General features: G+C 65.4%; 12 protein-coding genes and 1 riboswitch. Of the genes, 7 read left to right on the top strand and 5 right to left on the bottom strand.

The annotated features are described in order from the left end of the window. Positions 1-763: LysR family transcriptional regulator (locus JMF90_RS05665; RefSeq protein WP_201324984.1), on the bottom strand; the 763-nt coding region annotated here is incomplete at its 3' end. Positions 764-903: 140 nt separating this feature from the next. On the opposite strand from JMF90_RS05665, the gene speB reads away from it, so the two are divergent. Together speB and JMF90_RS05655 are read left to right on the top strand one after the other, a co-directional pair. After that, on the top strand, positions 904-1,860 hold the full coding sequence (speB, locus tag JMF90_RS05660; protein WP_027806419.1) for an agmatinase: 957 nt from the start codon (positions 904-906) through the stop codon (positions 1,858-1,860). Positions 1,861-1,915: 55 nt separating this feature from the next. Beyond that, positions 1,916-3,241, top strand: a complete 1,326-nt coding sequence (locus JMF90_RS05655) for an MFS transporter (protein ID WP_077178129.1) — start codon at positions 1,916-1,918, stop codon at positions 3,239-3,241. Between the two features lie 128 nt (positions 3,242-3,369). On the opposite strand, the gene metE is transcribed toward JMF90_RS05655, so the two are convergent. Next, entirely contained in the window at positions 3,370-5,664 is a 2,295-nt protein-coding gene (metE, locus tag JMF90_RS05650) for a 5-methyltetrahydropteroyltriglutamate--homocysteine S-methyltransferase (protein WP_077178128.1), read from the bottom strand. A gap of 127 nt (positions 5,665-5,791) precedes the next feature. Between metE and JMF90_RS05645 the strand changes: the two genes are divergently transcribed. Next, complete coding sequence (locus JMF90_RS05645; protein WP_011546910.1) at positions 5,792-6,700, top strand: LysR family transcriptional regulator; 909 nt, start codon at positions 5,792-5,794, stop codon at positions 6,698-6,700. A 23-nt stretch (positions 6,701-6,723) separates the two neighbouring features. On the opposite strand, the gene JMF90_RS05640 is transcribed toward JMF90_RS05645, so the two are convergent. Together JMF90_RS05640 and JMF90_RS05635 are read right to left on the bottom strand one after the other, a co-directional pair. Next, positions 6,724-7,446, bottom strand: coding sequence for a CbtA family protein (locus JMF90_RS05640; RefSeq protein WP_011546909.1), 723 nt, complete (start codon positions 7,444-7,446; stop codon positions 6,724-6,726). Positions 7,447-7,459: 13 nt separating this feature from the next. Next, positions 7,460-7,669: a CbtB domain-containing protein gene (locus tag JMF90_RS05635; RefSeq protein WP_011546908.1), complete on the bottom strand. Its 210-nt coding sequence runs from the start codon at positions 7,667-7,669 to the stop codon at positions 7,460-7,462. A gap of 32 nt (positions 7,670-7,701) precedes the next feature. Then, positions 7,702-7,845, bottom strand: a riboswitch (cobalamin riboswitch). Positions 7,846-7,891: 46 nt separating this feature from the next. Between JMF90_RS05635 and JMF90_RS05630 the strand changes: the two genes are divergently transcribed. The 3 genes from JMF90_RS05630 to JMF90_RS05620 all read left to right on the top strand — a co-directional run bounded on the left by JMF90_RS05630 (position 7,892) and on the right by JMF90_RS05620 (position 11,383). Then, positions 7,892-8,482: a histidine phosphatase family protein gene (locus JMF90_RS05630; protein WP_201317072.1), complete on the top strand. Its 591-nt coding sequence runs from the start codon at positions 7,892-7,894 to the stop codon at positions 8,480-8,482. A 164-nt stretch (positions 8,483-8,646) separates the two neighbouring features. After that, complete coding sequence (locus JMF90_RS05625) at positions 8,647-10,239, top strand: inorganic phosphate transporter (protein ID WP_011546906.1); 1,593 nt, start codon at positions 8,647-8,649, stop codon at positions 10,237-10,239. A gap of 382 nt (positions 10,240-10,621) precedes the next feature. After that, positions 10,622-11,383, top strand: a complete 762-nt coding sequence (locus tag JMF90_RS05620; RefSeq protein WP_011546905.1) for a 2OG-Fe(II) oxygenase — start codon at positions 10,622-10,624, stop codon at positions 11,381-11,383. A 253-nt stretch (positions 11,384-11,636) separates the two neighbouring features. On the opposite strand, the gene JMF90_RS05615 is transcribed toward JMF90_RS05620, so the two are convergent. Next, the gene (locus JMF90_RS05615; RefSeq protein ID WP_011546904.1) at positions 11,637-13,061 is read right to left on the bottom strand and encodes a DHA2 family efflux MFS transporter permease subunit; all 1,425 of its coding nucleotides are present in this window, start codon (positions 13,059-13,061) and stop codon (positions 11,637-11,639) included. Positions 13,062-13,252: 191 nt separating this feature from the next. Between JMF90_RS05615 and JMF90_RS05610 the strand changes: the two genes are divergently transcribed. Then, positions 13,253-13,402 (top strand): hypothetical protein, encoded by a 150-nt coding sequence (locus JMF90_RS05610; RefSeq protein ID WP_155123328.1) that lies wholly within the window; start codon positions 13,253-13,255, stop codon positions 13,400-13,402. The last annotated feature ends 208 nt before the right edge of the window (positions 13,403-13,610 follow it).

Here is a 13,610-nt window from a genome sequence, read left to right as displayed (position 1 = left end):
GCGCGACATACGGCGCCGCGAAGTGCTGCGGCAGGTAGCCGAGATGGTGGCCGGACAGGATCAGCAGCGCGACGGCCTCCATGTTGTCGGCGGTCGCGGTCACGCGATCGGGCGTCGTCGACATCTGCGCCTCCGGCAGCGGATACGAGCGCCACGCCCACTCGAAGCCGGCGACGTCGGCCGGCGTCAGCGTGCCGGCGCCGTCGAACAGCGGATGGCCGCGGCCGCAATACGCGATCTGCCGCTCGATGAACAGCGGCGTGTAGTGCAGCGTCGGCACGCGATGCCAGAAGTAGCCGACCGCGATCTGGATCTCGTTGCTCAGCAGCTTTTCCTCGAGATCGCCGGGCGCGCGCACCGAAATCGAGAAGCGCACGGCCTCGTCGCGGGTGCGGAACGCGGCGATCGCCTCGGCGATCCGCGCATTCTGGCTCACCGGCGTATGGCCGATCAGGCCGATGTTCAGCGTGCCGACCAGTTGGCGATCCATGTGCCGCGCGGCCATCCCGAATTCGTCGAGCGCCGCCAGCAGCTTGCGGCTCATCGCATGGAACCGCTCGCCCTTCGGCGTGAGCCGGAAGCCGCTGCGGCCGCGCTCGCAAAGCCGGTAGCCGAGCCGCGTCTCGAGCGACGACAGTTGCGCGCTGATGGTCGACTGGCCGACGTTCAGCACCGCCTGCGCGGCCGACACGCCGCCCGCGTCCGTGACCGCGAGAAACACGCGGATCAACCGCAGATCGAGGGTCGACAGATTCCCCAGCACGTTCATCCCCTTCCATACATCGATGAAGATCGATGTTTACGTCGATATCTTCGCATTCTTCTTTCCCGGCGGAGCGCGTAAAACTGTGCGCCAGGCCGCGTCGCATGATACGGCAACCCCACATCGGAAGAGACGACCCCATGAACGACCACACCCATTTCCAGCCGCTCGGCGGCAATGAAATGCCGCGCTGCGGCGGCATCGCGACGATGATGCGCCTGCCGCACGTGTCGAGCGCCGAAGGCCTCGACGCGTGTTTCGTCGGCGTGCCGTTCGATCTCGGCACCTCCAACCGCACCGGCGCGCGCTTCGGCCCGCGCCAGATCCGTACCGAATCCGTGCTGCTGCGCCCGTACAACATGGCCACGCGCGCAGCACCCTTCGATTCGCTGCAGATCGCCGACATCGGCGACGTCGCGATCAATCCGTACAACCTGCACGATTCGATCGCCCGCATCGAGGCCGCGTACGACGCGATTCTCGAGCACGACTGCAAGCCGATCACGCTCGGCGGCGACCATACGATCGCGCTGCCGATCCTGCGCGCGATCCACCGCAAGCACGGCAAGGTTGCATTGATCCACGTCGATGCACACGCCGACGTGAACGACACGATGATGGGCGAAAAGATCGCGCACGGCACGCCGTTCCGCCGCGCGGTCGAGGAAGGGCTGCTGCACGGCGACAAGGTCACGCAGATCGGCCTGCGCGGCACCGGCTACGCGGCCGAGGATTTCGACTGGTGCCGCGAGCAGGGCTTCCGCGTGGTCCAGGCCGAGGAATGCTGGAACAAGTCGCTCGCGCCGCTGATGGAAGAAGTGCGCGCTCGCATCGGCGACACGCCCGTCTACATCACGTTCGACATCGACGGCATCGATCCGGCCTATGCGCCGGGCACCGGCACGCCGGAAATCGCGGGCCTCACGGTGCCGCAGGCGCTCGAGATCATCCGCGGCGCGAAGGGGCTGAACATCGTCGGCTGCGATCTCGTCGAAGTCGCGCCGCCGTACGACCCGTTCGGCACCACGGCGCTGCTCGGCGCGAACCTCGCGTACGAGCTGCTGTGCGTGCTGCCGGGCGTCGCGTACCGCGACTGATCGCGGCGCCGCCACTATTCCAAAATCAGAGGATTCCAGAGGAGCACACATCGAGATGGGGACTTCCGTCAAGCAGCCGAAGCGGGCGGCGCTCGCTTCGTTCGTCGGCACCACGATCGAGTGGTACGACTTCTATAGTTATGCGACCGCCGCCGCCATCGTATTCGGGCCGCTGTTCTTCCCCGGCGAAAACCGCTTCATCAGCCTGCTCGCGTCGTTCGGCTCGTTCGCGGTCGGCTTCTTCGCGCGGCCGCTCGGTGGCGTGATGTTCGGCTATCTCGGCGACCGCTTCGGCCGCAAGCGGTCGCTGCTCGCGACGCTGATGCTGATGGCCGTGTCGACGGTCGCGATCGGCCTACTGCCCACCCATGCGCAAGCCGGCGTGATCGCACCGATCCTGCTGGTGCTGATGCGCGTGCTGCAAGGCATCGCGGTGGGCGGCGAATGGGGCGGCGCGGTGCTGCTGGCCGGCGAGCACGCGCCCGAAGGCAAGCGCACCTTCTTCGCGTCGTTCGCGCAGCTCGGCAGCGCGAGCGGCCTGATCCTGTCGATGCTCGCGTTCGGCGCGATCAGCACGCTGTCGAAGGACGACATGATGAGCTGGGGCTGGCGCGTGCCGTTCCTCGCGAGCTCGGTGCTGCTGATCGTCGGTTTCGTGATCCGCGCGAGCGTGTCGGAGTCGCCCGAGTTCGAGGAAGTCAGGAAGAGCGGCAACATCGCGCAGAAACCGCTGCGCGAAGCGCTCAAGGTGTGGCCGCTGCTGCTGCTCGCGATCGGCGCGAACGTGTACGGTATCGCCGGCGTGTATTTCAGCAACATCTTCATGATCAGTTATGCGACGCAGTTCCTGTCGCTCGACCGCTCGATGGTGCTGCATTGCATGACGATCGTCGCGGTGCTGCAGTTCGTCGTGCAGCTCGCGGCCGCATTCCTCGCGCAGCGCTTCGGCACCACGCGCGTGCTGCTGATCACCGGCGCGTGGGCGATGATCGTCCCGTTCGTGATGCTGCCGCTCGTGCACCTGGGCACGCCGGTGTCGATCACGGTCGGCGTCGGCCTCGCGACGCTCGCGGAATCGGGCTACTACTCGGTCGTCGCGGGCTTCGTCAGCGGCATCTTCGTCGCGCGGATTCGCTATACGGCGATCTCGATCGCGTACCAGGTGTGCGGCGCGCTCGCCGGCGGCCTCACGCCGCTGGTCGCGACTATCATCGCGCAGAACACCGCGCCGCAATGGTGGCCGCTCGCGATCCAGTACGCGAGTGCCGCCGTGCTGTCGTCGCTGTGCGTGTGGCTGATCTCGCGCCGTGTCAGCATCGACGATGCGGGCGCGCCCGGCAAGACGGACGACGCGCTGCCGCGCGGCACGCGCACCGCGTAGCGCTCGACGCGTAGCGCCTGTCGCCAATGCATGCATGACGAAAAAAAAGACCCGCTTTCGCGGGTCGTTTTTTTCGTTCCGTCATTGATCGTCGACCGCGACGGTACCGCACGGTGCCTGTCGCGTAGTTACTGCACCTGATTGCGCAGCGTCTTCGCTGCAGCAACCATGTTCGTCAGCGCCGGAATCACTTCCGCCCACTGGCGCGTCTTCAGCCCGCAATCCGGGTTCACCCACAGACGTTCCGCCGGAATGCGCTCGGCGGCCTTCTTCATCAGCCCGACGATGTGATCCTGCGTCGGGATGTTCGGCGAATGGATGTCGTACACGCCCGGCCCGATTTCGTTCGGATACTTGAAGGTGTCGAACGCATCGAGCAGCTCCATGTCCGAGCGCGACGTCTCGATCGTGATCACATCGGCATCCATGTCGGCGATCGACGCGATGATGTCGTTGAACTCCGAATAGCACATGTGCGTGTGGATCTGCGTGTCGTCCTGCACGCCGTTCGCGGTGATGCGGAACGACTCCACCGCCCACTTCAGGTATTCGCTCCACTGCGCGCGACGCAATGGCAGCCCTTCGCGCAGCGCCGCTTCGTCGATCTGGATCACGCGCACGCCGGCCTTCTCGAGATCGAGCACTTCCTCGCGGATCGCCAGTGCAAGCTGGTAGCACGACACCGCGCGCGGCTGGTCGTCGCGCACGAACGACCAGTTCAGGATCGTCACGGGGCCGGTCAGCATGCCCTTCATCGGCTTGCGCGTCAGCGACTGCGCATAGGCGATCCACTCGACCGTCATCGCTTTCGGGCGGCTGATGTCGCCGAACAGGATCGGCGGCTTCACGCAGCGCGAACCGTACGACTGCACCCAGCCGAACTGGCTGAATGCGTAGCCGTCGAGCTGCTCGCCGAAGTATTCGACCATGTCGTTGCGCTCGGCTTCGCCATGCACGAGCACGTCGAGTTCGAGCGATTCCTGTTCGCGCACGCTGCGTTCGATCTCGGCCCGCATCGCCGTGCGATAGCCGGCTTCGTCCAGCGCGCCGGCCCTGAACCGGCTGCGCGCCTGGCGGATTTCGGCGGTCTGCGGGAACGAGCCGATCGTCGTCGTCGGGAACGCCGGCAGGTTCAGGCGCGCCGACTGCTTCGACGCACGCTGCGTATAGGGGCTCGCGCGATTGCCGAGCTGCGCGTCGATGCGCGCGATCGCGGCCTTCACCACCGGGTTGTTCACGCGCGGCGAGCGGCGGCGCGAATCGATCGCGGCGGCATTCGCGGCGAGCGCGTCGGCTACCTTGTCGCGGCCTTCGTTCAGTGCGGTCGCGAGCACCTTCAGTTCGTCGAGCTTCTGCAGCGCGAATGCGAGCCACGAACGGATTTCCGCGTCGAGTTTCTCCTCGCTCGCGAGATCGACCGGCACGTGCAACAGCGAGCACGACGGCGCGAGCCACAGGCGATCGCCCAGTTGCTTCGCGAGCGGTTCGAGCCAGTCGAGCGCCGCGTTCAGGTCCGTCTTCCAGATGTTGCGGCCGTTGATCGCGCCGACCGACAGCACGCGTTCGGCCGGCAGTTCGCGCACCAGCGCGTCGACTTCGTCGCGGGCGTTGATCGCGTCGATATGCAGACCGTCGACCGGCAGCGACGCCGCGAGCGTCAGGTTGTCCTGAAGCTGGCCGAAGTAGGTGGCGAGCAGCAGCTTGATGCGGCGCGTTTCCAGCGCCGCATACGCGGTGCGGAATGCCTGGCGCCATTCGGCGTCGAGTTCGGTCACGAGGATCGGCTCGTCGATCTGCACCCATTCGACGCCCTGCGCGGTCAGCGTATCGAGCAGCGCACCGTACACCGGCAACAGCTTCGGCAGCAGCGCGAGGCGATCGGAAACGTCCTTCGCCTTGCCGAGCCACAGATACGTGACCGGGCCGAGAATCACCGGTTTCGCATTCACACCCTGCGCGTTCGCTTCGGCCAGTTGCTGCAGCAGACGCGACGGATCGAGCGAGAAGTTCGTGTCCGCATGGAACTCCGGCACGATGTAGTGATAGTTCGTGTCGAACCACTTCGTCATTTCGCCGGCCGCGACACCGCCGCAGCACGCGGCGTGCTCCTCCGCCGACTGCGCGGACCGGCCGCGCGCGACGCGGAAATAATTGTCGAGCGCATCGCCGTGGAAATCCTGCACGCGCTTCGGCAGGTTGCCGAGCGTGAAGCTCATGTCGAGCACCTGGTCATAGAACGCGAAGTCGCCGATCGGCGCGAGATCGAGATCGCGCTGGTCGTGCCAGTGGCGCCGGCGCAGCTCGGCACCGAGCGCCTTCAGTTCGTCGCGCGACGATTCGCCCTTCCAGTAGCGTTCGAGACCGAACTTGAGTTCGCGCTTCGCGCCGATGCGCGGAAAACCGAGGTTGTGTGTCGTGACCATGAAGCTGCCGTCCAGAAGAAAGAGTAGATCCGGCAGCCATCATAGGGATTTCAAACCATGAAATAAAATGGCATTATTTCATTCATCCATTAACATTTTTCATGCATCCGTGGGATGCGCGCGATCCATGCTGGAACGATTCCATCTCGTCGTCATTCGTGAAGTCGAGCGTCAGGGCTCGCTGACCGCGGCGGCCAATGCGCTGCACCTCACGCAATCGGCGCTCAGTCACACCGTCCGGAAGATCGAGCAGCAGCTCGGCACGCCGATCTGGGATCGCGAAGGCCGCGGCCTGCGGCTCACGCAGGGCGGGCAATATCTGCTGAAGCTGGCGAACCGGCTGCTGCCGCAGTTCGAGCTCGCCGAGGAGCGGATGAAGCAGTACGCGAAGGGCGAGCGCGGCACGCTGCGCATCGGGATGGAGTGCCATCCGTGCTACCAGTGGCTGCTGAAGGTCGTGTCGCCGTACCTGTCGCGCTGGCCCGACGTCGACGTGGACGTGAAGCAGCGCTTCCAGTTCGGCGGCATCGGCGCGCTGTTCGGTTACGACATCGACGTGCTCGTGACGCCCGATCCGCTGAACAAGCCGGGGCTGCGCTTCGATCCCGTGTTCGACTACGAACAGGTGCTGGTGGTCGCGGATTCGCACCGGTTCGCGAACGTCGACCACGTGACGCCCGAGCAACTGACCGACGAGGTCCTGATCACGTACCCGGTCGAAACCGACCGGCTCGACATCTACAACCAGTTCCTGTCGCCGGCCGGCATCGTGCCGAGGCGGCACAAGTCGATCGAGACGACCGACATCATGTTGCAGATGGTCGCGAGTGGGCGCGGCGTGGCAGCACTGCCGCGGTGGCTCGCCGACGAGTATGCGGACCGGATGCCGGTCGTGCCGGTCAAGCTCGGCAAGAAAGGCATCGCGAAGCAGATCTTCCTCGGCATCCGCGAAGCGGACGCAGCGATCGACTATCTGGCCGCATTCGTCGCGCTGGCGCGCGAATCGACGTGGAGCGCGCCGCGCATGCTGCGCTAGGCGCGCCCGGGGTTGCCCCGCGCTCAGGCGGCGCGCATGCCGGCGCGTTCGCCGCGCTCGACCCACGCGCCGAACAGCAGGCCGATCGTCGTCCACATGATCACCTGCATGCCGATCGCCGCCACGCGGAACTTCCACAGCAACGCCGCCGGGAAATCGGCCGGCAACTCGCTGACCGACGGCAGCCCGACCTGCACGGCCGCGATGATCGCGACGAACACGAGCCCGGCGACGATCGACGCGTTCCACTGGCCGAGCTTCGCCAGCAGATGGCGGCGCACGCCGACCGCGAACACCATCGTCGCGACCGAGATCGCGATCATCAGGAAGAACAGGCCGGTGCGATAACCGATCGTGTCGGGGTCGCCGACCGACGGCGGATTGGCCGGGTACTTGAGGTTCGGCACGATCACGAGCGCGACGAATGCCGCCAGCGCGAGCCACGCGGCCAGCGGCCGTGCCGGCAGGCGGCTGCCGCGTCCGTACGCATACGCGAATACCAGCGAGAACAGCCCGCCGAATGCGGCGCCGTAGGTCACGACACCCGTCAGCAGCCCGAGGCCGGCCTGCGTGTGGCGGCTGACCAGTTCGGGCTCCGGCGCCTCGCCTTGGGCGGCGGTGGTTTTTTCTTCGAAGGCGATCGCCTGATCGACTTGCGGTTCGCCGACGATCCTGGCGAAACCGAACGTGAGGAGGCCCGCGGCGATGCCTGCGAGCATCCCGCGCATGAGCAGCTTTCCGACCATCGTAGGCTCCGCGTCAGTGGCAGGGAAAGCCGAGCAGATGGCGGCCGTCGTGGACGAATTCGTGTACGAGCATGCCCGGCACGAGCGACGTCGCGCCCTGTTCCGCACCGACGAAATACAAGGCCAGCAGCAAGATCAGGCCGACGAACACGGCCCACGGCAACAGCTCACGGACGGGGATGGGTGCCGGCACGACCGCCGGCTTCAGCACTGCTTCGCTCATGGATGCACCTCAGGGGAATCGCGCCCCGACAAATGATGGATGGGTACGAAGGCAGGTCTGGCTTCCGGGATCATCGATTCCCCGGTTACAGTGGCGCGACCGCGCCGGAATTGCACCGGCTTCCGCGCTTCGTATCGGGCGAATTGTACGCGCGAACGTTCGCGTATTGAAGCGATGACACATGGGCGAACACGCCCCGTTCCGGATCATCCGACAACCGACATGAACCTGCATGCCTCACTGCGCCTGATCGCCCACGCATCGACCCGCGCCATGCGCACCGGCACGTTTCCCGACGACGATCCGCTCGACGCGCACGGGCTCGCCGAAGCTGCTGCGCTGCGTGGCCGGTGGACGGCTGCTGCCGGCTCGCTCGTGCTGTGCAGCCCGGCACGCTGCGCCAGGCAGACGGCCGACGCGCTCGGACTGCACGCCGACATCGACGACGCGCTGCGCGACATCGATTACGGCCACTGGCGCGGCAAGCGGCTGCATGATCTCGCCCGCGACCTCCCTGACGAACTCGCCGCGTGGCTCGGCACGCCGTCCGCGTCGCCGCATCACGGCGAATCGTTCGACGCCGCCGCGCATCGGATCGGCACCTGGTTGAACGTGCTGCCACCCGATCGCGACGTCATCGCGATCACGCATGCGCCGATCGTCCGCGCGGCCATCGCGCATATGCTGCGGATAGCTCCCGAAGCGGCCGCGCGTCTCGACGTCGCGCCGCTGTCGTGCACGACGTTCGTCGCGTCGCCGGCCGGCTGGACGTTGCCCACGACGGACGATGACCCACGCGACACCGGCGCGTGAGTCACTGTGGTGCTCACTATGTGAGCCGACGACGCGCTCCGGCGCGTCGCATGTCGCCGCCCGCCTTACATCCCGTAAGACACACCGTTCGTCATCCCGACTGTCATCAAACTGACTGCTAGCCGCAGCTAGCATCGGACGCGGTTCCCTCACGAGATGCCGTCATGAATCAACCCGCTTCGTCCGCCCCGAACAATCCGGGCTCCGTCGCACGCACCAGGCAGGTCGGCTATGCCGCGTTCCTGCTGGTGCTCGTGCTCGGCGCCGTCTATATCGCCACGCACCTGGTCGCCGATCTGGCGCCGGTCCGCGAAGGGACGCTGTTCCCGTACCTGCTGCTCGGCGCCGCACTGCTGATCGCGCTCGGCTTCGAATTCGTCAACGGCTTCCACGACACCGCGAATGCGGTCGCGACCGTGATCTATACGCACTCGCTGACGCCGAACGTCGCGGTGATCTGGTCGGGCATGTGGAACTTCCTCGGCGTGATGGTCTCGAGCGGCGCCGTCGCGTTCGGCATCCTGCAGTTGCTGCCGGTCGAGCTGATCCTGCAGGTCGGCAGCGGCTCGGGCTTCGCGATGGTGTTCGCGCTGCTGATCGCCGCCATCGTCTGGAACCTCGCGACCTGGTATTTCGGGTTGCCGTCGTCGAGCTCGCATACGCTGATCGGGTCGATCATCGGCGTCGGGCTGATGAACCAGTTGATGCACGGGCCGTCCGGCACGAGCGGGGTCGACTGGGGCCAGGCGCTCGGCGTCGGCAAGTCGCTGCTGCTCTCGCCGATCGTCGGGTTCCTGTGTGCGTCACTGCTGCTGCTTGCGCTGAAGGCGCTCGTGCGGATTCCGGAGCTGTACAAGGAGCCGCCGAAGGATCAGCCGCCGCCGTTCTGGATTCGCTGCCTGCTGATCCTCACCTGCACCGGCGTGTCGTTCGCGCACGGATCGAACGACGGGCAGAAAGGGATGGGCCTCATCATGCTGATCCTGATCGGCACGGTGCCGACCGCCTATGCGCTGAACAAGGCCGTCACGCCCACCGAATCGCAGACCTTCGTGGCGGTCGCGAACCAGGCGGCCGCGACGTTCGGGAAGTACACGAACGGCGTCGCGCCGTCCGCGAACCCGCGCGCCGATGTCGAACACTACGTGCAGCATCGTGAACTGACGCCCGCCGTGCTGCCGGCCGTCGCGCAGTTGTCCACGTCGCTCGCGACCGCCGTCGGCGCGTCGGGATCGATGGCGGCCGTACCGCAGCGCGACGTCGACAACGTGCGCAACACGATGTATCTGGTGTCCGAAGCCATTCGTCTGATGGAGAAGTCGGGCCAGCCCGCATTCGCCACCGATGACAAGCTCGCGATCGACAACTATCGCAAGCAGCTCGACCACGCGACCAAGTTCATTCCGACATGGGTGAAGGTGGCCGTCGCGATCGCGCTGGGCCTCGGCACGATGGTCGGCTGGAAGCGGATCGTCGTGACCGTCGGCGAAAAAATCGGCAAGCAGCACCTGACGTACGGACAGGGCGCTTCGGCCGAACTCGTCGCGATGCTGACGATCGGCGCCGCCGACATGTACGGGCTGCCCGTGTCGACGACGCACGTGCTGTCCTCGGGTGTCGCGGGCACGATGGCGGCGAACGGCTCCGGGCTGCAATGGAGCACGGTGCGCAGCCTCGTCCTCGCATGGGTGCTGACGCTGCCGGCATCGATCGCGCTGGCGGCAGGGCTTTACTGGTTGTTCCGGTCGCTGGCTTGATCGTCGGTGCGGCGGGTGGCGGGCGATAGCCGGCTATCCGCCGCGTAGGCTCGATTTGTCGTCTCTCTGTCTCTCTGTCTCTCTGTCTCTCTGTCTCTCTGTCTCTCTGTCTCTCTGTCTCTCTGTCTCTCTGTCTCTCTGTCTCTCTGTCTCTCCGTCTCTCCGTCTCTCCGTCTCTCCGTCTCTCCGTCTCTCCGCCTCTGCGCTCCGGCACGTCGCCGCATTCAGTGTGTCGATGCCGCGCCTTCAACGTTTCCCCGTTTCGCCGCCCGAATTAAAGCGCAAGATCTGGAGCGTGCCGGCTCCCGGACGCCGCTAGACTGGGTTCATCAACTTTCATCGTGAACTCGACCGTGCGCGGCCGCACGGCGCCACGCTGCCCATGCCCCGAGGTACGCCCGTGAACATTGTCGATCTGCAACCTGCCGTCGAATCGCTGGACATCGCGCAGCGCGTCGACGCCCTCGACTGGCCGAGCGTCGATGCCGAGCTCGATCGCTTCGGATGCGCGCGCGTACCGGGCCTGATGTCGGCCAGCGAGTGCGATGCACTCGCGTCGCTCTATCCGCGCGATGCGCTCTATCGTTCACGCGTCGTGATGGCGCGGCACGGCTTTGGCCGCGGCGAATACAAGTATTTCGCGTATCCGCTGCCTGCGATCATCGCCGAGCTGCGTGCGACGATGTACCCGCATCTCGCGCCGATCGCGAATCGCTGGAACCAGGCGCTCGGGATCGACGTTCGTTATCCCAAAGACCATGCGACATTCCTCGATCGCTGCCACGCGGCGGGACAGACGCGACCGACGCCGCTGATCCTGCAATACGGCGCCGACGACTACAACTGTCTCCATCAGGATCTGTACGGCGAGCACGTGTTTCCGCTGCAGGTCGCGATCCTGCTGTCGGCGCCGGGCCGCGATTTCACTGGTGGGGAATTCGTGCTGACGGAACAGCGTCCACGCATGCAGTCGCGTGCGGAAGTGGTGCCGCTGACACAAGGCGACGCGGTGATCTTCGCGGTACACGGCCGGCCGGTGCAGGGAACCCGAGGCATCTATCGCGTCAACCTGCGCCACGGCGTCAGCCGGATTCGAAGCGGCCACCGCTATACGGTTGGCATCATCTTCCATGACGCGCAGTAGCGGTAGGCGGGCAGCTGTGCTGCTGCCGTGTCGCTTGTCGCGCATCGCACTCCTGCTCATCCCGGCACCGCGTCATCGTTCTGTGAACGTTCCGACCAAGCATGGCCGGCCAGATGGCCGCTCGCCCGCAGTGACTGGAGACCGATTGCGCTGACCGTCAAGCGATCGCGGCCGCAACGAGCCAACACTTTTGGTGAGCGCCGCAAACATGCGTACTCACCTGTCGCCCCGCCAATATGATTGGCAGTCCGGCCTATCCCCGCGCCATGTTGGCCCGCAGCCGGTCGCCGGCATCGGAAGCCAGCCGTGCATAGCCCGGCAACGTAAGCAGCGCGAGCACGCCCGCCGCGATAAACGCCCAGCGGAAATCGGCGAGCACGTAGTGCATGCCAGCCGCATCGCCGCGCACCAATGCTGCGAGCCGCAGCGACAATGCACCGAACGCGATCCCCATCCCGATCGTCATTTGCTGCGCGGCGCTCCACAGCGTGCTGGCCGCGCTCGTCTGGTGAGAGGGGATATCCGCATAAGCCAGCGTCGCGAGCGTCGTGAACTGCATCGACCGCGTGAGCCCATAGACGAATACGAGGAGCAGCGTGATCGCCAGCGGCGTCGACGCGGTCAGCCAACCGCATGCGATCATGAAGATGCCGACGATCGTCACGTCGACGAGCGCGACACGCCGAAAGCCGTAACGGTCGAGTATCCAAGACGTGCCCGCCTTCATCCCGAGGTTGCCGAGTGCACTCGCGAGCAGCAGCAGACCTGACTGGAATGGCGACAGCCCGAAGCCGATCTGGAACAGCAGCGGCAGCAGGTACGGGACGGCGTTGATCGCCATCCGCGTGATCGAGCCGGTGATGACCGTCACCGAGAACGTCGGCACCTTCAGCGTCGTGAAATCGAGCAGCGGATGCGCGCAGCGTCGCGCATACAGCCACGCAGCGATACCGAACAGCACGCTTGCGCCCACCAGGACACCCGCGCGCGTGAAGTCGACATCCTGCTGGCCGGCCGCTTCGGTGCCGATCAGCAAGCAGGTCAATGCGCCACCGGCCAGCACGAAGCCAACCCAGTCGAGCGGCCGTTGCTCGTCGGCCCGCGTGTTACGGACGATCAGCCAGGTACAAACGAGTGCGGCAAGGCCGAACGGGACGTTCAACAGGAAGATCCATCGCCACGACGCGTAGGTCGTGATGAAGCCGCCGATCGGCGGCCCGACGACGGGGGCGACGATGCCCGGCCACGTGATCGTCGCGATCGCACGCATCAGCTTCGCCTTCTCGGTACTTCGCACGACGATCATTCGCCCGACCGGCACCATCATCGCCCCGCCGACACCCTGCAGCAGCCGGGCTGCCGTGAACGACATCACGCCTTCGGACAGCCCGCACAGCACCGACGCGCCGGTAAAGACGACGATCGCACTCGCGAACACGGTGCGCGAGCCATAGCGATCCGCGATCCAGCCGCTGATCGGAATGAACACCGCCAGCGCCAACATGTAGGCCGTCATCCCGAGACTCAGCGCGTTAGGCCCCACGCCGAACGAGTGGGCCATTTGCGGTAGCGCCGTCGCGATCACGGTCGTATCAAGGTACTCCATGAAGAACGTCGCGGCGACGAGGTATGGCAAGAAGTCGGTCGTCCGACCACTTTGGGCGGGGCTGTCAGTCATGAACGATGCAGGAGACGGAATACAAAGGACACCGATCACCAGCGGATGCGAGCAAGTACCGGGAAATCGGGACGAGCGGTGATATTACCTCGAAGGGCTTGCCCGCCGCTCTGTCGACCAAGTCACGCGAATGAACTTTATGCGCATAGATTTTTATGAGGCTTTCGCGCTATGTTCGTGGAGAGGAACGCATGACACTGCGCATCGAGGAACGGCCAGATGAAGCGGGAGTTTTCGCCCAGAAAGTGACGTTTATCGATCATCGTCGATCAACATCGTCCATCATCGATCATCGCAACATCGTCGTCGGACGTGCGCCGTCGGTCGGACTCGATTCTTGAAGACGGATGGGTATGGCGGGCAGAGGACGTGCCGAGGTTTCCGGACGACACAGTTGCGGAGAAGAAATTGCGTCTTGATCGAAGATACGATCAATAAGCAATTGAATCGCCGGAGATAGAAGCGATTGAGGGAATGGGAGCTGGGATTGATTGCGTGGGTGAGATGCTAATGCAGTAGCGTTGGTAAGGCTTCACCCCGCCATGCACA

The sequence above is a fragment of the Burkholderia sp. E168m23 genome, from assembly GCF_016586125.1.
Lineage (GTDB): Bacteria > Pseudomonadota > Gammaproteobacteria > Burkholderiales > Burkholderiaceae > Burkholderia > Burkholderia orbicola.
This window is presented reverse-complemented; position numbering and strand designations above follow the sequence as displayed.